Origin of the sequence: Pseudonocardia sp. C8, assembly GCF_014267175.1 — a bacterium.
In the GTDB taxonomy this organism is placed as follows: domain Bacteria; phylum Actinomycetota; class Actinomycetes; order Mycobacteriales; family Pseudonocardiaceae; genus Pseudonocardia.
This window is the reverse complement of record NZ_JACMTR010000002.1, coordinates 271,548-290,952: the sequence shown is the minus strand read 5'-3', so window position 1 is coordinate 290,952 and position 19,405 is coordinate 271,548. Positions and strand designations below refer to the sequence as shown.

Below are 19,405 nucleotides of genomic sequence, written 5' to 3'. Positions count from 1 at the left end.
CCGCCCGTGACGCCCGCCCCGTCCCCCGCCGAGGTCTGGTCCACCCCGCTGACGCCGCTGGCCTTCCTCGGCCGGTCCGCGGACGTGTTCGCGGACAGGACGGCGATCGTCTACGGCGACCGACGCCACACGTACGCCGAGTTCGCCGGCGAGGCGACCCGGGTGGCGCACGCGCTGCGCGCCTCCGGGGTGGAGCCGGGTGACCGCGTCGCCTACCTGCTGCCGAACGTCCCGGAGATGCTGGTCGCGCACTTCGCGGTGCCGCTGGCCGGCGCGGTGCTGGTCGCGATCAACACACGGCTCTCTCCTGCGGAGGTCCGCTACATCCTCGACCACTCGGGCGCGAAGGTCCTGGTCGTCGACAACGTGCTCTACGAGACGGTCCGCCCGGTCGCCGCCGAGCTGAGGACGGTCCGGGAGATCGTCACCGTCACCGACCCGGCCGCCCCCGGGGACGGCACCGGCTCCGGCCTGTCCTACACCGACCTGCTCGCCCGCGGCTCGGACGACCCGCTGCCCTGGGCCGTGGCCGACGAGCGCGACACGATCACGATCAACTACACGTCCGGGACCACCGGCAACCCCAAGGGCGTCGAGTACCACCACCGCGGCGCCTACCTGAACTCGTTCGGCGAGATCGTCCACTCCACGCACACCGCGGACAGCGTCTACCTGTGGACGCTGCCGATGTTCCACTGCAACGGCTGGTGCACCCCGTGGGCGGTGACCGCGGTCGGCGGCACCCACGTCTGCCTGCGCGAGGTCCGCGGCGACGTCATCTGGCGGCTCATCACCGAGCACCGGGTGACCCACCTCAACGGTGCACCCACCGTCGTCACGACGATCATGAACGCACCCGAGGCCGTGACCCTGGACTACCCGCTGGTGATCACGACGGCGGGCGCGCCGCCCGCGCCGACGACCATCCTGCAGATGGAGCGGATGGGCTTCCGGATCGTGCACGTCTACGGCCTCACCGAGACCTACGGGCCGTACACCGTCAACCAGTACCAGCGTGCGTGGGACGGCCTCGACGCCGAGGAGCGCGCGCGGCTGCAGGCCCGCCAGGGCGTCGGGATGGTCTGCGCCGACCGGGTCCGCGTGGTCGACCAGCAGATGAACGACGTCCCGCGCGACGGCGTCACGATGGGCGAGATCGTGATGCGCGGCAACAACGTCATGAAGGGCTACTACCTCGACCCGGAGAAGACGGCCGAGGCGTTCGCCGGCGGCTGGTTCCACTCCGGTGACCTCGGCGTCGTGCACCCGGACGGCTACGTCGAGCTGCGCGACCGCGCGAAGGACGTCGTGATCTCCGGCGGGGAGAACATCTCCACGGTCGAGGTCGAGCAGGCGATCGTGTCGCACGACGCCGTGCTGGAGGCGGCCGTCGTCGGCGTCCCGGACGAGAAGTGGGGCGAGGTCTGCAAGGCGTTCGCGGTGCTCAAGCCGGGCCGCAGCGCCGAGCCGGGCGAGCTGATCGAGCACGTGAAGTCGCGGATCGCCCGGTACAAGGCACCGAAGTACGTCGACATCGTCGACGAGCTGCCGAAGACCTCCACCGGGAAGGTGCAGAAGTTCGAGCTGCGCGAGAAGGAGTGGGCGGGTCAGGGCGAGTCCCGCATCCGCGGATAGCTCACGTCCGCTCGTCCCGGGCCGCCCATTCGGTTAGCGTTGCTCAACATGAGCATCGCGACCGACCCCGTGGAGGCGACCGCCGCACCCTCGGCGTTCCGGGTCGCGGCCGGCGCCGTGACCGTGACCACGGTGTCGGTGCTGCCGGTGTTCCTCACCGGCGCGCTCGCCGTGCAGCTCTCGGCCGACCTGGGCTTCGACCCGGCCGGCCTCGGCCTGGTCGTGGCGCTCTACTTCGGCGTGAGTGCCCTGTGCTCGCTGCCGGTCGGCATGGTCGTCGAACGGGTCGGGGCCCGCCGGACCAGCCGGATCGCCGTGATCGGCGCGGCGGTGCTGATGGCCGCGCTCGCCGTCGGGGCCCGGTCGTACGGGTCGCTGGTGGCCCTGCTGCTGTGCGCGGCCTGGTGCAACGTGATGGGCCAGCTGTCGTCGAACCTGACGCTGGCCCGGTCGGTGCCCGAGCACCGGATGGGCCTCTCGTTCGGGGTCAAGCAGGCGGCCATCCCGGCCGCCACCCTGCTGGCGGGGCTCGCGGTGCCTGCGGTCGCGCTGACCGCAGGCTGGCGGTGGGCCTACGGGTTCGGCGCCGTCCTCGCGCTGGCGGCGCTGCTGGCCTGCCCGGCCGAGGACGCCGGCCCGCGGGGGCGGCCCGCAGCCGGCAACCGCGCGACGGCGGCACTCGGCGTGATCGGGGCGGCGTCCGGCCTGGCCGCGGGCACCGCGACCGCCCTCGGGATCTTCCTGGTCGCCTCGGCCGTCGAGCGGGGCGTGGCCCCCGGCCCGGCCGGGCTGGTCCTGACCTTCGGCAGCGTCGTGGGCCTGTCGGTCCGGCTGCTGCACGGCTGGCTGGCCGACCGTCGCGAACGGGCCCGCCGGAACGGCGACCGGCGCCGCGGGGGCGGGCACGTGGCCGTGGTCGCGGCCAGCCTCGCCGCCGGCGCGGCCGGGTTCGGCCTGCTCGCCCTCCCGGGGACGCCGGCACTGGTGCTCGGGGTGACCCTCGCGTTCGGGCTCGGCTGGGCCTGGCCCGGGCTGCTGCAGTTCGCGGTGGTGCGGCTGAACCCGTCGGCGCCGGCGGCGGCGACGTCGATCGTGCAGGTCGGCGTGTACGCCGGCGGGTTCGGTGGACCGGTCGTGTTCGGCTGGCTGGCGACGCACGCCGGCTTCCCGGTGGCCTGGACGGCGAGCGCGGGCGTGATGCTGGTCTCGGCGGTGCTGATGCTGGTCGGGCGCCGGATGCTCGTGGCGCACGCGCGCCGCGGTGCCGGGCCGGCCGGCGCGGTGTCACCGGCACCCGCGTCCTGACCCCAGCCGGTCGAGGAGCGCCATGGCGTCCGCCGGGGCGTGCACCTTCATGTCGTTGTCGAAGTAGCAGACCACGTCGCGTCCCTCGGCGGCCCAGCCGCGGATCCGGTCCGCCCAGGTGTCGAGCACGTCGGCGGTGTAGCCGCCCGCGTAGAGCTCGCCCTGGCCGTGCAGCCGGACGTACACCAGGTCCGTGGTGACCTCGTCGAACCAGGGCCAGGTCCCGGCCGAGTCCGACTGCACCAGCGCGACCCCGTGCTGGTGCAGCAACGCCGTGAACGCCGGGTCGCGGAACGACTCGTGCCGGGGCTCGACCGCGTGCCGCAGCGGCCGGTCGGCGTCGGTCTCGGTCAGCGCGCGGCCGTCGAGGCGCTCGTCGTGCCGGGCCGCGAGCCGCGCCGCCGCGCCCGTGGAATGCGGCAGGAGCTGCAGGAACGCCGCCGTCCGTTCGGCGTCGAAACGCATCCGCGGCGGCAGCTGCCACAGCACCGGGCCGAGCGCCGGTCCGAGACCGAGCAGGCCCGAGGCGAGGAAGTTCGCGACCGGGGTCTCCACGTCGCGCAGCTGCTTCAGGTGGGTCACGAACCGCGGGCCCTTCACCGCGAACACGAAGCCCTCCGGCACCTGCCGGGCCCAGGCCAGCCAGCTCTCCGGCCGCTGCAGCGAGTAGAACGAGCCGTTGATCTCGATCGAGGTGACCCGGCGCGACAGGTACTCCAGCTCGCGGCGCTGCACCAGCCCGCGCGGGTAGAACGTGCCGCGCCACGGCGGGTAGCGCCATCCCGACGTCCCGACCAGCACCCGGCCCGTCCGCATCGCCCCATCCTCCCGCCCCACCATCCCGCCCGCCTCAGCTCGCCCGCCCCCGCCCCGCCCCCGCCTCGCGCCCCCACCCGCATCACACTCATGGAGCTTTGGTCCTGTGCCACGGGACCAAAGCTCCATGAGTCCCAGGTCGGGTGCGACGATGCCCGGCATGAGCGATGCCGTCGTCGTCACCGGGGCCGCGGGTGCGCTGGGCCGCGCCGTCGTCGGGGAGTTCCGGGCCCGGAACCGGCCGGTCGCCGCGCTCGACCGGCCGGGCGCGGCGCTCGACGCGCTCGCCGCCGACGACGTGCACCCGATCGGGGTCGACCTCACCGCGCGGGACTCGGTCGCGGAGGCGTTCGCCCGGGTCGACGCGTTCGGCCTGGGCATCGACACCCTGGTCGCGGTCGCCGGGGGCTACGCCGGCGGCGGGCTCGCCGACGTCGACGAGGCCGGCCTGCACGAGCTGCTCGACACCAACCTGGCCTCCGTCGTGTGGGCCGCCCAGGCGGCCGCGCCGCGGATCGCCGGCGCGGGCGGTGGCGCGATCGTCACCGTGGGCGCGCGGACCGGGCTCACCGGACCGGCCCAGCTGCTGCACGGCACGACCAAGGCCGCCGTGCACCGCCTCACCGAGATCCTCGCCGACGAGCTGCGGCCGCAGCGGATCCGGGTGAACGCCGTCCTCCCCTCGGTGATCGACACCCCGGCGAACCGGACGTGGATGGACGCCGACGCGGCGGCCCGCGCCGTTTCGCCGGCCGCCATCGCGAAGGTCGTCGCGTTCCTGTCCGGGCCGGATGCCGCCCCGGTGTCCGGCGCGCTCGTCCCGGTCTACGGCGACAGCTGAGATCCTCCTGACAGGATGAGCGGCATGCGCACCCGACCGTTCCCCGCCCCGTGACCGAGCTCGCCCCGGCGGTGCGCCGGGTCCTGGACTGGCCGGTCGACCACGTCGCGGCCGCCGTCGTCGCCGCGGACGGGACCGTCCTGGCCGACGCCGGCGACACCGGCCGCGAGTTCCCGCTCGCCTCGGTCACCAAGCTGCTCTCGGCGTACGCCGTGCTGGTCGCGGTGGAGGAGGGCGCCCTCGGCTGGGACGACCCGGCCGGGCCGGAGGGCTCGACCGTGCGGCACCTGATCGCGCACACCTCCGGGCTGGCGTTCGACACCGACCGGGTGCAGGCCGCGCCCGGCGAGCGCCGGATCTACTCCAACACCGGGTTCGCAGTGCTCTCCGACGCCGTCGCCGACGCGACCGGCATCGGCTTCGCCGACTACCTGCACCAGGCGGTCTGCGAGCCGCTCGGCCTCACCCGCACCCGGCTGGAAGGCACGGCCGGGGCCGGCGCGGTGTCGACCGCGGACGATCTCGCCCGGTTCGCCGCCGAGCTGCAGGCCCCGGCGCTGCTGGACCCGCGCACCGTCGCCGAGGCCACCACCGTCGCCTACCCCGGCCTCGACGGCCTGCTCCCCGGCTACGGCCGGCAGAAGCCGAACGACTGGGGCCTCGGCATGGAGATCCGCGACGGCAAGTCCCCGCACTGGACGGGGCTGCGGTCCTCGCCGCGCACGTTCGGACACTTCGGGCAGTCGGGCACGTTCCTGTGGGTGGACCCGGAGGCGCGCGCGGCCGCCGTCGTCCTCACCGACCGGGACTTCGGCCAGTGGGCGATCGACGCGTGGACCCCGTGGACCGACGGCGTCCTGGACGCGCTCGCCCCCTGATCCCGCCCGCCCCCCCGATGGCACTCATGGCCCTTTGGCCCCGTGCCACGGGACTCAAGCTCCATGAGTGTGTTCCGGGGGGGGCGGGCGGGCGCGGGCGAAGCCGGCGAGCGGGGCGGGAATGATCCGCCCGGCGGCGCTGTTGGAGGGACTGTCCGAGCCGGGTGCCCCGAGTCCCCGGGCCGCATCAGATAACCGCCGCCGCGGAATACCGTCCGGCTGGAGCCGCGGTGTGCCCCTCGCCGCGAGGCGACCGGCGCCCGGTTCGGACACCCTTGCGTGATATCCGATTGCCCCCGCCCGCGACGCCGATCACCATGGTCGGCGTCCGCGACACCCCGGACGACCAGGCACACTGAACGAACGATGTCCACCGATTCCGCCCCGTCCTCGAGCGACCGACCCGACCACGGGGCCGGCACGACCGGTCGGCGCCGACGTCCCCGTCGTCGCCGACCGGATTCTCGTCAGACCGACATCGACCCCACGACCAGCACGGACCAGGCCGCTGCGCAGGCCGCCCCCGGGACGGAGGGCGCCGCACGCGGCCTCCCGGCCCGCGATGCGCAGCGCCGACCGCGCCGCCGCGGGCCACGGGGCCGGAGCGCTGCCGTCACGGCGCCCGGCCCCGACCAGCCCGGCCGCCGCGGCCCCGACCGCGACGGCCCGGACGCCGCAGGCGCCGACCGTGGCGGCCCGGGTTCCGCACGCGGCGGCACGGCGCCCGGCACCGACAACGCCGCGCCGCCACTCCCCCCGCTGGACGACGCCGAGCTGGCCGCCCTCCGCGAGCGGATCGGTGCGCTCGGCCCGGCCGAGGCCGACCGGCTGCGCCGCCGGCTCGACCGCGCCCGCGACGGCCGCGCCCAGCAGCGGGTCGCCGACGCGGTCGACGCCGCCGAGCGCCGGATCGCCCGCCGCCGGGCGGCGCTCCCCGCGATCTCCTACCCGGCGACGCTGCCGGTGTCGGCCCGCCGCGAGGAGATCGCGGAGGCCATCCGCGACAACCAGGTCGTGATCGTCGCCGGGGAGACCGGCTCGGGGAAGACGACCCAGCTGCCGAAGATCTGCCTGGAGCTCGGCCGCGGCGTGCACGGGATGATCGGCCACACCCAGCCGCGGCGGCTCGCCGCGCGCACGGTGGCCGCCCGGATCGCCGAGGAGCTGGGGGTCGAGCTCGGTGGGGCGGTCGGCTGGAAGGTCCGGTTCACCGACCAGGTCGGGGACTCGACCATGGTCAAGCTGATGACCGACGGGATCCTGCTGGCCGAGCTGGCCGGCGACAAGGACCTGCACCAGTACGACACGCTGATCATCGACGAGGCGCACGAGCGCAGCCTCAACATCGACTTCATCCTCGGCTACCTCACCCGGCTGCTGCCGCGCCGCCCGGACCTCAAGGTCGTCATCACCTCGGCGACGATCGACCCCGAGCGGTTCGCCCGGCATTTCGGCAGCGCCGACGACCGGCCGGCCCCGATCATCGAGGTCTCCGGCCGCACCTACCCGGTGGAGGTCCGGTACCGCCCGGTCGTCGACCCCGACGACCCGGACGCCGACCCGGACCGCCAGCTGGACGACGCGATCGGCGACGCCGTCGTCGAGCTGCAGCGCGAGGGCCCGGGTGACGTGCTCGTCTTCCTGCCCGGGGAACGGGAGATCCGCGAGGCGGCCGAGGTGCTCGAGCGGCGGAACCTCCCGAACACCGAGATCCTGCCGCTCTACGCCCGGCTCTCGACGGCCGAGCAGCAACGGGTCTGGCAGCCGCACACCGGCAACCGCGTGGTGCTCGCGACGAACGTCGCCGAGACGTCGCTGACCGTGCCGGGCATCCGGTACGTCGTCGACACCGGCACCGCCCGCATCTCCCGGTACTCCCGGCGGCTCAAGGTGCAGCGGTTGCCGATCGAGAAGATCTCCCAGGCGTCGGCGAACCAGCGGGCCGGCCGCTGCGGGCGCACCTCCGACGGCATCGCGATCCGGCTCTACGCAGAGGACGACTTCGACGCCCGCCCCGAGTTCACCGACCCGGAGATCCTGCGGACCAACCTCGCCGCCGTGGTCCTGCAGATGATCGCGCTGGACCTGGGCGAGATCTCCGAGTTCCCGTTCGTCGAGCCGCCGGACCGGCGCGCCGTCGCCGACGGCCTCGACCTGCTGCACGAGCTCGGCGCGCTCCGGCCGGACCGGCGCTCGCTGACCCCGGTGGGCCACGCGCTGTCCCGGCTGCCGGTGGACCCGCGGCTGGGCCGGATGCTGGTGGAGGCCCACCGGAACGGCTGCCTGCGCGAGGTGCTGGTCATCGCGGCCGCGCTGTCCGTGCAGGACCCGCGCGAGCGCCCCGCCGAGCAGCGCCAGGCCGCCGACGACCGGCACCGCCGGTTCGCGGTCGACGGCTCGGACTTCCTGGCCCACCTGCGGCTCTGGGACCACCTGGCCGAGCGCCGCGAGGCGCTGACCGGCAACAAGTTCCGCCGCGAGCTGCGCGAGGACTTCCTGCACTACCTGCGGGTGCGCGAGTGGTGGGACCTGCACGGCCAGCTCCGACAGGCAGCCCGGTCGGCCGGCATGGATCTCAACGAGAAGAACCCGGACTGGGCCGCGCACGCCGACCGGATCCACCAGTCCGTCCTGGCCGGGCTGCTCTCCCAGGTCGGCATGCAGGACCCGCTCACCGAGAAGGGTGAGAAGAAGGCCGGCAAGGAACGCAAGGGACCCCGGGAGTACCTCGGCGCCCGCGGCGCCCGGTTCGCGCTGTGGCCCGGATCGGGCATCGCGAGGAAGCCGCCCCGCTGGGTGATGGCCGCCGAGCTCGTGGAGACGACGCGGCTGTGGGCGCGGACCGTCGCGCCGGTCCAGCCGGACTGGATCGAGCCGCTGGCCGCGCATCTCGTCAAGCGGACGTATTCGGAGCCGCGCTGGTCACGCAAGCGCGCCGCCGCCGTCGCCACCGAGCGGGTCACCCTGCACGGGCTGCCGCTGGTCGCGGACCGCACCGTCGCCTACGGCACGATCGACCCCGAGGTGAGCCGGGACCTGTTCCTGCGGCACGCCCTCGTCGAGGGCGACTGGGACACCCGGCACGCGTTCTTCCACGCCAACCGCGAGCTGCTCGACGACGTCGAGGAGCTCGAGCACCGCGCCCGCCGGCGCGACCTCGTGGTCGACGAGGACACCCTGTTCGCGTTCTACGACGAGCGCGTCCCCGCCTCCGTGGTGTCCGGCAAGCATTTCGACACCTGGTGGAAGAAGGAGTCGAAGCGCAACCCGGAGCTGCTCACCTACACCGAGGACCTGCTCGCCACCGAGGCCGCCAGACGGATCGACCGCGCCCAGTACCCGGACCACGTCGACGCCGGCGGCCTGACGCTGCCGCTGTCCTACGCGTTCGAGCCGGGCCACCACACCGACGGCGTCACCGTCGACGTGCCGGTGGCCGCGCTGCACCAGGTCGACCCGACGCCGTTCACCTGGCAGGTGCCCGGGCTGCGCGAGGAGCTGGTGACGGCCCTGATCAGGACGCTGCCGCGGACGCTGCGGCGCAACTTCTCCCCCGCACCCGACCACGCCCGCGCGGTGCTGGCCCGGCTCCGCGACGACACCGGCGAGCCGCTGCTCGACGGCCTGGAACGCGAGCTCGGCCGGATGCGCAACGTGGAGATCCGCCGCGAGGACTGGGAGCTGGAGCGGCTGCCCGAGCACCTGACCGTCACGTTCCGGGTGCTGGACGAGTCCGGTGCCGAGCTGGCCCGCGACACCGACCTCGACCGGCTGCGCCGGCAGCTGGCCCCGAAGGTCCGCGAGGAGCTGGCCGCGGCCGGCACCGAGGTCGAGGCCACCGCGCTGACCTCGTGGACGATCGGCGAGCTGCCCCGCGAGCTGCCGATCCGGCGCGGGGAGCACGTCGTCACCGGTTACCCGGGGCTGCGGGACCGGGGCCGCACCGTGGACGTCCGCGTGTACGCGACGGCCGCCGAGCGGGACCCCGCGCACCACCGGGGCGCGCGCCGGCTGCTGATGCTGAACGCGCCGAACCCCGGCAAGCAGGTGCAGCGCGGCCTCGACAACCGGGCCCGCCTCGCGCTGTCACGCAACCCGCACGGCTCGCTGGACGCGCTGCTCGACGACTGCACGACCGCCGCCGCCGACCACCTGGTCCGGCGCGGCGGCGGGGCACCGTACGACGAGGCGCAGTACCTCCGGCTCGCCGAGCTGCTCCGGATGCGGCTGCCCGCGACGACGCTGCAGGTCCTCGACGCCGTCCGCGGTGTGCTGGAGGACTGGCACCGGGTCGGGGCGAAGCTGGCCGACCTGCGCGGACCGGCCACCCGGGACGGCGCCGCGGACGTGAAGGTGATCATGGAACGGCTGGTCGGGCCGGGCTTCGTGACCGCGGCCGGGGCGACCCGGCTCGGTGACCTGCGGCGCTACCTCCAGGCGCTCGGGCTCCGGCTGGACAAGCTGCACGCCGATCCCGGCCGCGACGCCCGGTGGACCGCGGAGATGGCGCCGGTCGAGGCCGAGTACCGCGCCCTGCTGGCCGGGTTGCCCGAGGGCGTCGAGCCGTCGCCCGCGCTGTGCGAGATCGGCTGGATGATCGAGGAGCTCCGGGTCTCGCTGTACGCCCACCCGATGAAGACCCGGCACCCGATCTCCGTCCGCCGGGTGGAGCGGGCGATCGACGAGCTGCCACCGCCCGCCTGATACCGCCCTCGAGCCGGCGCGAGTCACGCGGGTCGAGCCGGCGCGACACTGTCGGGGGTCGCCGCCACACTCGACCCATGAGCACCGACGCACCCATCGCCAGGTTCGCCCTCGCCGCCCTCGACTGCCCGGACCCGCTGGAGCTGGCCCGCTTCTACTCCCGGATCACCGGCTGGCCGGTCGCCGAGCAGACCCACGACGGCTGGGTCGAGCTCGACACCGGAGGGTCCGGCGCGACGCTGGCCTTCCAGCGGATCTCCGAGGGCACCTACACGCCCCCGGAGTGGCCGGGCCAGGAGCACCCCCAGCGGGTGCACTTCGACTTCGACGTCCCGGATCTCGACGCCGGCGAGGCCGCCGTGCTCGAGGTCGGGGCGCGCAAGCACGAGACCCAGCCGGCCCCGGACAGCTTCCGGGTGTTCCTCGACCCGCTGGGCCACCCGTTCTGCCTGGTCCAGGGATGACGGGTCACAGCTCGCGCGGGCCGGGCCGGTCCCCGCCGAACCGGCGGGCGAGGTCGGCCCGGATCCGCCGGTCGGACCGTTCCTCCAGCCACCGGCGCCCGCGCCGGGTCCGCGCCACCAGCGCGACCTCGGCGACGTTGCGCACCACCTGGGCCGGCACCGCCCAGGGCAGCGCGACCGGGAGCCCGAGGTCGCGCACGCCCTCGGCGCGCAGGAACAGGCGCAGCAGGCTGAGCAGCCGCCGCCGCTCCCACGCGCCGCGGAGCCGGTCGAGGCGGCCGCCGGTGCGCTCGTCCCGCAGGCCGTCGACCAGCGCCCCGGCCAGCCGCGCCCCGTTCGGCGTCACGTCGCCCTGGGCCAGCAGCACGTGGTGGTTGAACGCGTTCTGCGCGCGTTCGGTGTCGAACAGCCAGTCCTCGTCGACGCCCATCAGCCACCCGACGTAGCGCCAGAGGTGCATGATCGCGTCCGACTCGGCCCGGGAGACGTACCGGCCGAGCAGGCGGCACCCGAGGATCGCGGTGCTGTTGAACAGGCCGAGCGTCGCGGCGAGGTCCGACCGGTTGATCGGCAGCCCGTGGGTGGTGACGTCGTAGCGGTCGCCGCGCTCGTAGCGGTCGGCGACGAGCGCGTGCATCGCCCGCACGTGCAGGGTCGCCCGCCACCCGTCGGCGCCGGGCTCCATGCCACCGGGCCGGCTCACGGCGAACGCCCACGCCTGCGTCTCGCCGAGCCGTCGCATCGCGCCGCGCCCGGTCAGCCCGCCGGTCCGCACGAGCAGCTCGGTGGGCCCGCCGTAGCGGTAACCGCCGATCAGGGACAGGCCCAGCAGGGTGTCGTCCCGGCTGCGTCCCAGCCGCCGGTACGCCCGCGCGCCGCGCTCGAGCAGGTCCCGGTCGAGCCACTCCGGGTCCGGGGTGACGGCGGCGAGGAACTCCCGCAGCGCGGCGGGACCGCCGTCCGGGGCCGTCCCCCCGGCGAGCGCCCGGTGGAACGCGCGCATCGTCACCCGCTCCGGGTCACCGGCGTCCCGGCCCATCGACCGGGCCAGCCGGGCACCGGTCTCGTCCCGCACCAGCATCCGGCGGCCGATCTCGTCGAGCAGGCCCGGATCGGGTGCGCCGACCCGGGCCACCAGGCCGAGCGGGCGCGCGATCCGGGCCGCGCGGCGCGGCGAGCTGCGGAAACGTCGCGGGTGGGCCGGCGCGACGGGGATCTCTGCCACCATGGCCGGATGCTGACACGAGTCATGACTCGCGTTCAACGCGCGTTCGGGAGCCCGGGGTGAGCGGCCGGCGACGGCAGCCCCGGCAGGAGCGGTCGCGGCGCATGGTGGAACGGATCGTCGAGGCCGGCCGGGACGTCCTGGTCGCGCGCGGGTACGACGGCGCCTCGACCAATCGGATCGCGGCCGCGGCCGGCATCTCCCCCGGCTCGCTCTACCAGTACTTCCCGGACAAGGAGGCCGTGCTGGCCGAGGTGCTCGACCGCTACCTGGACGCGATGGAGGCTCGCGTCTCGCGCGCGTTCCTGGACGTGCTCGGCGGTGGGGTGCCGGCCGGGAGCACGGCGCCCGTGGTCCGCGCGACCCTCGACGCGCTGCTCGACGCGTTCGCCGAGGAGCCCGACCTGCTCCGCGTGATCGTCGACCAGCTGCCCCGCTCCCCCGGTGGCCGCCGGGCGGCCTTCGCCCACCGGATCGACGACCTCGTGGCCACGGTCCTGCTCACCCGCGGCGCGGCGGGCGCGGACACCGCGCGCGCGGCGGCCTGGACGGTCGTGCGCACCGTCGAGCACCTGACCACCGGCTTCGTGCTGGAGCGCCCGGGGTTCGGCCGGGACGTCGTCGTCGACGAGCTGACCGCGCTGGTCTCCGGCTACCTCGACACCCGGCACGGCGGCCTGGTCGCCGCCGACGGGCCGTCCTGACCGGGCTCGGTCGGCAGTCCGGCCGCCGCCCACGCCCGGAACCCGCCGTCGAGGTCGGTGGCCCGGTGCAGGCCGAGATCCTGCAGGGACGCCGCGGCCAGGCTGGAGCTGTAGCCCTCGGAGCAGAACAGCACCCAGGTGGCGTCGTGGTCGGTCGCCTGCGGGATGCGGGCGTCCGAGGCGGGGTCGAGCCGCCACTCCAGGTGGTTGCGCTCGATCACCAGGGCTCCGGGGATCGCGCCCTCCTCGACCCGCTGCCAGCCCGGTCGGGTGTCCACCAGGTGCGCGCCGGCGGCGACCAGCGCCGCGGCCCGGTGCGGACCCGGCCGGTCCAGCCGGGCACGCGCGGCGACGAGCAGGTCGGCGACACTCGCCCGACCCGGGTCGGTGACGCTCATCCCGCCCCCTGCCCGGGTGCGACGAGCTCGGTGCGGGTGCGGCGCAGCCGCCGGTGCCCGGCCGTCCCCGGCGCCTCCTCCACGTCGTAGTACGACATCGCCGACAGCGGCGGCGAGTAGGCGTGCACGCTGACCGCGGCGTCCTCCGCGGTGTTCGCGACGTCGTGCACGTGCCCGAGCGGGAACCCGGCGCCGCGGCCGTGCCGCAGGGTGCGGGTCCGCAGGCCGGTCGGCCCGCTCCAGCGGCGCTCGGTCAGCGTCCCGGACACGACGGTCAGCGCCCCGATCGAGCCGGCGTGGTCGTGCAGTTCGGCGATCTGCCCGGTGGCCCAGCTGATCAGCCAGACGTCGACGAGGCCGTCGCTGAGCAGCAGCCGGTGCCAGCGGCGTACCGGGTCGACGACGATCTCGTGCCGGCCGGCGCGGACCTCGGCCGCGATCTCGCGGGTCAGCTCCTGCAGGTCGTCGAGGTCGTACGGGGTGGGGGCGGCCACCGGCCGGGCGTGGACCGGGGCAGGGCGCGAGCGGGCAGGACGGGACGCATGGGCGGGCGCGGACACGGTGGTACTCCAGGGACGGTCGGGTGAGCGGGGCCGGTTTCCTCAGCTCGCGCGACAGCCCTGGTCGAAGTGGTCGGCGCGACGGGTGCCCCAGAGGGGTCCGAGGGCCGCCGCCTGACTCATGCCGACGATGCCACCACAGGGCGACACAGCGGTTCAACTCCGCGTCCGGCCCCCGGGAGCGGGCCGGCCGTGTCCGGACAACCTGGCTCGGACCGGCGTGGCCGGCACCGGACGTTCAGCCCTCGTCGGACATCCCGATCACGGTGTCCAGCCCGGCCAGCACGAGCGAGCGCCGGGCCTGGCTCCCGCTCGGGGCGACGAGGGTCAGCGGGACGCCCTCGGCCCGCATCCGGCGGGCCGCCTCGGACAGCAGCGCGATCCCGGCGCTGCTGACGAACGCGTCCGACGCCAGGTTCAGCGTGACCGGCAGGCCGCGGGCGAGGTGCTCCATGAGCGGCCCGCGGACCGACGCGACGCCCTCGAGGTCCAGGTCCCCGACGATCGTGAGCCGCACCCCGTGCGCGTCCGGGGCGGCCCGCAGCCGGGTCGCGGCCGGCCGCGCGTCACCGTCCCCCGACGGCGCCGGCCGCGGACCGGACGGGGCCCCGGCGGGTTCCCGGTCGGGGCCGGGCTCCCCGGCGACGAACTCCACGGGCGGCCCGGCGCCGGGAGCGCCCACGTCGACCGGGGTGGCCGGCAGCCGGAACCGCACCGTGGTCCCCGAGTCCGAGGGCGCGATCTGCACGTCCTCGGCCAGCTCCCGGATCAGCGCGAGCCCGCGCCCGCGGTAGCCCGGGTCGGCGGGCGGGGGCCGCCAGCGGCCGTAGTCGGTCACCCGGGCCGCGACCGAGCCGTCGGCGACGACCGCGAGCTCCACGTCGATGCCGGGTCGCTCGGCCGCGCTGCCGTAGGCGTGCTCGATCGAGTTGGTGACCGCCTCGCCGACGGTCAGCTGCAGGTCGCTGACCGCGTCCGGGCCCATCCCGCAGGTGCTCGCCCAGCCGGCGACGGCCCGGCGCAGCGGCGCCAGCCGGGTCGGGTCGGGGTCGATGCCGACCCGCAGCGGCGGCGGCATCAGCCGGGCCACGACGACGACCGTGTCGTCGGGCACCGACACGCCCTCCGACATGCGGTTGAGCAGCGTGTCGGCCATGTCCCGGGGCTGGGACCCGGCGAGGTCGCCGAACGCATCGGCGAGCCGGGCCAGACCGTCGTCGATCACCTCGTCGCGGCGCTCGAACAGGCCGTCCGAGCACAGCAGGATGGTCTCCCCCGGTTCCATCCGCTCGGTGGCCTCGGCGAACGGCGGCCGGCCGGAGATGCCCAGCGGCACCCCGCGCCCGTCGGAGAGGGTGCGCACCCCGCCGGCACCGGCCACCAGCGGCGGCGGGTGCCCGGCGCTGGAGTAGCACAGCTCCCCGGTGCCGATGTCGATGGTCGCGATCGCGACCGTGCTCGCCGTCGCCCCGCGGACCCGCAGCGCGTACTGGTCGAGCTGTTCCAGCGCCCGGGCCGGGGACTGGCCGTTGACCAGGTTCGCGGCCACGGCGCTGCGCAGCTGCCCCATCACCGCCGCGGCGGCCGGGCCGCGCCCGACGACGTCCCCGACGACCAGCGCGACCACGCCGTCGTCGAGCTCCAGGACGTCGAACCAGTCGCCGCCGGCCTCCGTGCCCTGGGTCCCGGGCCGGTACCGGGTGGCCAGCGACAGCCGGTCGATGTCCGGCAGCTTCTGCGGCAGCAGGCTGCGCTGCAGCGTCACCGCGACCTCGTGCTCGGCCTGGTGCAGCTGCGCGCGCACGATCGCCTGCGCGCACTGGTTGGCCAGGGTCCGCACGAAGCTCTGCTGCTCCGGGCTGAACGACGGCTCGCGGGGGAACCGGAACCCGATCACGCCGATCGGCCGGGCGGCGACCATCAGCGGCACCGCGGTGTGCACCGGGTAGCGGCGCGCCGCCGAGAGGTCGTGCGCGTTCCAGACCGGTTCGCCGCTGGTCACCGCGAGCCGCAGCGGGTGGTTCCGGCTGGGGGTGCGCATGGGTGGGCCGTCCTCCGGCCAGCCTGCCTCGTCGAGCAGCGAGAGCCCGCCGTGGTCGTCGACGACCAGGACGGCCACCGCCTCCGCCCCGATCGAGCTGCGGCCGTGCTCGACGACGACCTCGGCCACCGATTCCAGGTCGGTCGCCCTGGCGAGCCCGGTGGCGACCGCCCCGAGCCGCTCGGCGAGCCGCCGCGCCTCGGTCTCGGCGTCCAGCATGGACGCCCGGTCCAGTGCCTGTGCCGCCAGCTCGGCGACCGCGGCCGCCGCCTCCTTGTCCGCCTCGGACAGCTTCCGCTCGGCGAGCATCGACACCGAGAGCACGCCCAGCGTCCGGCCGCCGGCGACCAGCGGGAGGTAGCCGGCGGCCTGCGCGTGCTCCGGGGCGACCCCGATCTGCGCCGGGTACCGGGCGGCCCACTCCCGCGCCGCGGTGAACCAGCGCGGCTCCCGGTCGGCGAGCACGTCGGCGAACACCATCGGCGCGTCCACCGCGATCCGGCCGGCGCGCTGCCACAGCTCCCGGTCCCAGCCGTGCCCGGTGAGTGCCTCCAGCCACGCCCCGCGGACCTCCCACAGGCCGGCGAAGTCGGCATCGAGCAGGTCGACGATGTGGTCGGCGGCGATGGCCGCGACCTCGCCGGCGGTGGCCGCCGCCGACATCTTCGCGGTCGCCCGGTGCAGCAGGCCGAGCCGCTGCGCGGAGGAACGTTCCTGCTCCAGCAGCCGCGCGTTGTCGACGGCGAGCCCGGCCCGGCGGCCGACCTCGGACAGCATGTCGAGGTCGTCGTCGGTGTAGGGCTCGCCCGGCTCGCTCCGGACGGCGGTCAGCACGGCGCTGGTCCGGCCGCGGGCCGGCAGCGGGACGATCATCGCCGAGCGGATCCGCAGCCGTTCCCAGGCGCGGCGCTGCGCCGCGGGGAGCCGGGCGAGCATCTCCTCGAGCCGCTGCTCGTCGACGATCTCGGGACGGTCGGACCCGTCACCGACCGGGACGAGCGGGACGAGCCGCCACAGCGACGGCTCGAGCGCGGACCGGGCAGCGGCCACCGCGAGCGTGCCGGCGTTCTCCTCGGGATCGGCGTCGTGCACGAGCGCGACGTCGGCCAGCCGGTCGTCGACGATCGCCCGGACGAGCTGGTCGGTCCGCCCGGTCCGGGTGATCTCCCGTTCCAGTGACTCGGCGACCTCGGAGTAGATGCGGTGCCGCCGCCGCTCCCGGTGCTGGACGTCGATGTCGAGGCAGCCGCCGACGTATCCGGCCGAGCGCTCGCCGTCCCGCACGGGGGCGCCGCGGTCGAGCACCCAGCGGTAGTGCCCGGACCGGTCGAGGAGCCGGTACTCGACCTCGAACGGGGCGTGCGCGCGGGCCGCCGCGGACGTCACCGTGCGGTAGCGCTCCCGGTCGTCGGGGTGGATGCGGCGGCGCCAGTCGTGCCCGAGCTCGCGCGACGGGTCCTCGGCGCCGGTGAAGTCCAGCCAGCCGCGGTTGACGAACAGCCGGTGCCCACCGGGGTCGTCCACCCAGATCAGCGCCGGGGTGGAGTCCGCCATGGCCCGGAACTGCAGCTCGGCGGCCCGCCGGACCCGGCCCAGCTGCAGGTGGTTCGCGACCCGGGCGAGCAGTTCCCGGGACGAGAACGGGCGGACCAGGTAGTCGTCGGCGCCGGCGGCGAACCCCTCGACGGCCGCTTCCTCCCCGGCGCGCGACGACAGCAGCACCACCGGCACCCCGACCGTGCGGGGGTCCGACCGCAGCGCCCGGAGCAGCTCGATGCCACCGCGCGGGGACGCGTCGTCACCCGCGTCGGGCCCGGCGGGCAGCGCGGCGTCGGCGACGACCAGGTCGGGCGGGTCGGTGCGGGCGGCCTCCAGGGCGGCGGCGCCGTCGGCGACCACCCGCACGGTCCACTCCTCGCTGAGCAGGTCGCTCAGGTAGCCGCGCATCTCGCGGTCGTCGTCGACGACGAGCAGCCGCTCGGAGGGCACGACGTTCAGGCCGTCGACGACCGAGCCGTCCACCGAGCGTCCGCGGCTCGCCGGGGCCTGCCGGGCTGCGGCGGACCCGTCCGGCGGGTCGGGCAGCCAGCGCAGCGCCTCGGCGACGTAGGGGCCGGCGAGCTGCGGCGTGGTGCGGGCCCCGACCCGTGCGCGCACGAGCCGGTCCGGGGGGAGGTGGGCGAAGCCGAGCGGGAGCCGCACGGTGAACGTGCTCCCCTCGTCGAGGGTGCTCGCGACGTCGATGCTCCCGCCGTGCATCCGGACGAGCTGGCGGATCAGGGGCAGGCCGAGCCCGCTGCCCTCCGCGCTCCGCCCGCGCCGGTGGCCCTGGCGGGAGAAGCGCTCGAAGACCAGGCCGATCTCGTCCTCGCCGATCCCGACCCCGGTGTCGGACACCCGCAGCACGACCTGCTCGCCGTCCTCGCGGAGCTGGACCGTCACCCCACCGTCCATCGTGTACTTGACGGCGTTGCTGAGCAGGTTGAGGACGATCTTCTCCCAGGCGTCCCGGTCGACCCAGACCGGCCGCCCTGCGGGCGGGCAGTCGACCTCCAGGGTGAGCCCGGCACGGTCCAGGACGGGCGCGAACGCCGCGACGATCTCCGCGGTGGTGGTGCCCAGCTCGGTCGGGGCGAACCAGCCTTCCTGCTTGCCCGACTGCAGCGCCGAGACGTCGAGCAGGCCGTCGACGAGCTTGAGCATCCGTTCCGCGTTGCGCTGGGCGAGCGCCGCGTCGGTGCGGACCCCCGTGTCGGAGTGCGTCCGCAGCCGTTCCAGCGGGCCCAGGACGAGCGTCAGCGGGTCGCGGAACCGGTCACCGAGCCGGGCGTAGTAGTCGGCGCGGGTCTGCTCGGCGGAGTGCAGGTCGTCGCGCCGGTCCCGCTCGCGGTCGTGCGCCAGCGCGGTGCCGAGGACCGCCTCGACGTGCCCGACGACCAGCCGCAGGAACGAGCGGTGGGCGTCGTCGAGGGGCAGCAGCGGTGCCACCCCGATGAGCACGGCGGCGCGGTCACCACCGGAGGTGTGCAGGACGGACCGGGCCACCTCGGTGACCGGCGGCCCCCCGCCGTCCACGGTGGCCGGGTCGACGCGCACGAACTCCACGCCGGACCCCGGCTCGGTGGGCACCCACGGTTCCGGGGCGCCGTCGATCCGGACGGTGGTGAGCGTCCGCGCGTCCGGGCCGCAGGCGACGACGGCCGCGCAGGCCACCTCCTCGGCCGCCCGGTCCAGGACGGTCGCGAGCCGGTCGAGGGCGACGTCGAGCGACGGCGCGTCGCGGGCCACCTCGCCCAGCGCGGCGAGCAGGCTCATCCGGCGGGCGTTCACCACGCTCCCGGTGACCTCGGTGACCGGCGCGACCAGGCCGAGGACCTCGCCGGACGGCCCGCGGACCGGTGTCACCGAGTAGTTCCACCAGGTCGCCTCGGGAGTGCCCCGCCGGTCCAGGACGATCCGGTCCTCGGTCCGGTACAGGTCCGTGCGCTTGCCGGACAGCAGTTCCTGCAGCTCGTCGGACAGGTGGGCGCTGACCTCCGGCCAGCTTTCGCGGAGCGGGCGGCCGAACCCTCGGGGACGCCGGAGCCCGGCGTGCGCGGCGAACGCGTCGTTGTGGAGCAGCACCAGCTCCGGCCCCCACCCGACGACCAGCGGTTGCGTGCTCTCCAGCAGGAACCCGACGGTGTCGGTGAGCTCGCGGCTCCAGCGATCGCGCGGACCGAGCGGGGTCGCCGACCAGTCGGTCGTCTCCAGCAGGGTGCGCACCGGGACGGCCTCACCCGCCGTCCGCCCGTCGGTCTCGGTCACCGTGCGCGCCACCCCGTTCCGCATCGC

12 protein-coding genes are annotated in these 19,405 nt (G+C 75.5%); 7 read left to right on the top strand and 5 right to left on the bottom strand.

The window, feature by feature from the left end:
- The first annotated feature begins 6 nt into the window (after positions 1-6).
- Both H7X46_RS02020 and H7X46_RS02015 read left to right on the top strand, forming a co-directional pair.
- Positions 7-1,635, top strand: a complete 1,629-nt coding sequence (locus tag H7X46_RS02020) for an acyl--CoA ligase family protein (protein WP_186357777.1) — start codon at positions 7-9, stop codon at positions 1,633-1,635.
- A 48-nt stretch (positions 1,636-1,683) separates the two neighbouring features.
- Positions 1,684-2,940 (top strand): MFS transporter, encoded by a 1,257-nt coding sequence (locus tag H7X46_RS02015; protein ID WP_186357776.1) that lies wholly within the window; start codon positions 1,684-1,686, stop codon positions 2,938-2,940.
- Here H7X46_RS02015 and H7X46_RS02010 read toward each other — a convergent pair.
- A complete protein-coding gene (locus H7X46_RS02010; protein WP_186357775.1) occupies positions 2,920-3,756 on the bottom strand; it encodes a DUF72 domain-containing protein in 837 nt (278 codons plus the stop codon). The genes H7X46_RS02015 and H7X46_RS02010 overlap by 21 nt on opposite strands.
- Positions 3,757-3,916: 160 nt before the next feature.
- Between H7X46_RS02010 and H7X46_RS02005 the strand changes: the two genes are divergently transcribed.
- From H7X46_RS02005 to H7X46_RS01990, 4 genes are all read left to right on the top strand, one after another.
- Complete coding sequence (locus H7X46_RS02005; RefSeq protein WP_186357774.1) at positions 3,917-4,597, top strand: SDR family oxidoreductase; 681 nt, start codon at positions 3,917-3,919, stop codon at positions 4,595-4,597.
- 50 nt (positions 4,598-4,647) lie between these two features.
- Complete coding sequence (locus H7X46_RS02000; RefSeq protein WP_186357773.1) at positions 4,648-5,475, top strand: serine hydrolase domain-containing protein; 828 nt, start codon at positions 4,648-4,650, stop codon at positions 5,473-5,475.
- A 366-nt stretch (positions 5,476-5,841) separates the two neighbouring features.
- Positions 5,842-10,179 (top strand): ATP-dependent RNA helicase HrpA, encoded by a 4,338-nt coding sequence (gene hrpA, locus H7X46_RS01995; protein WP_222131164.1) that lies wholly within the window; start codon positions 5,842-5,844, stop codon positions 10,177-10,179.
- A 77-nt stretch (positions 10,180-10,256) separates the two neighbouring features.
- Positions 10,257-10,643 carry a VOC family protein gene (locus tag H7X46_RS01990; protein WP_186357772.1) on the top strand — a complete coding sequence of 129 codons (387 nt, stop codon included), beginning with the start codon at positions 10,257-10,259 and terminating at the stop codon, positions 10,641-10,643.
- Positions 10,644-10,647: 4 nt separating this feature from the next.
- Here the strand turns inward: H7X46_RS01990 and H7X46_RS01985 are convergent, their stop codons facing one another.
- Positions 10,648-11,871, bottom strand: coding sequence for an oxygenase MpaB family protein (locus tag H7X46_RS01985; protein WP_186357771.1), 1,224 nt, complete (start codon positions 11,869-11,871; stop codon positions 10,648-10,650).
- Positions 11,872-11,927: 56 nt separating this feature from the next.
- Here H7X46_RS01985 and H7X46_RS01980 point away from each other — a divergent pair, with 56 nt between their 5' ends.
- On the top strand, positions 11,928-12,572 hold the full coding sequence (locus tag H7X46_RS01980) for a TetR/AcrR family transcriptional regulator (RefSeq protein ID WP_222131163.1): 645 nt from the start codon (positions 11,928-11,930) through the stop codon (positions 12,570-12,572).
- Here the strand turns inward: H7X46_RS01980 and H7X46_RS01975 are convergent.
- From H7X46_RS01975 to H7X46_RS01965, 3 genes are all read right to left on the bottom strand, one after another.
- Entirely contained in the window at positions 12,521-12,970 is a 450-nt protein-coding gene (locus H7X46_RS01975; protein WP_186357770.1) for a rhodanese-like domain-containing protein, read from the bottom strand. The two genes, H7X46_RS01980 and H7X46_RS01975, sit on opposite strands and share 52 nt — an antisense overlap.
- Positions 12,967-13,464, bottom strand: a complete 498-nt coding sequence (locus H7X46_RS01970; RefSeq protein WP_370588562.1) for a cysteine dioxygenase family protein — start codon at positions 13,462-13,464, stop codon at positions 12,967-12,969. The genes H7X46_RS01975 and H7X46_RS01970 overlap by 4 nt, the downstream gene beginning before the upstream one ends.
- A gap of 304 nt (positions 13,465-13,768) precedes the next feature.
- On the bottom strand, positions 13,769-19,378 hold the full coding sequence (locus H7X46_RS01965; RefSeq protein ID WP_186357768.1) for a SpoIIE family protein phosphatase: 5,610 nt from the start codon (positions 19,376-19,378) through the stop codon (positions 13,769-13,771).
- Between the last annotated feature and the right edge of the window lie 27 nt (positions 19,379-19,405).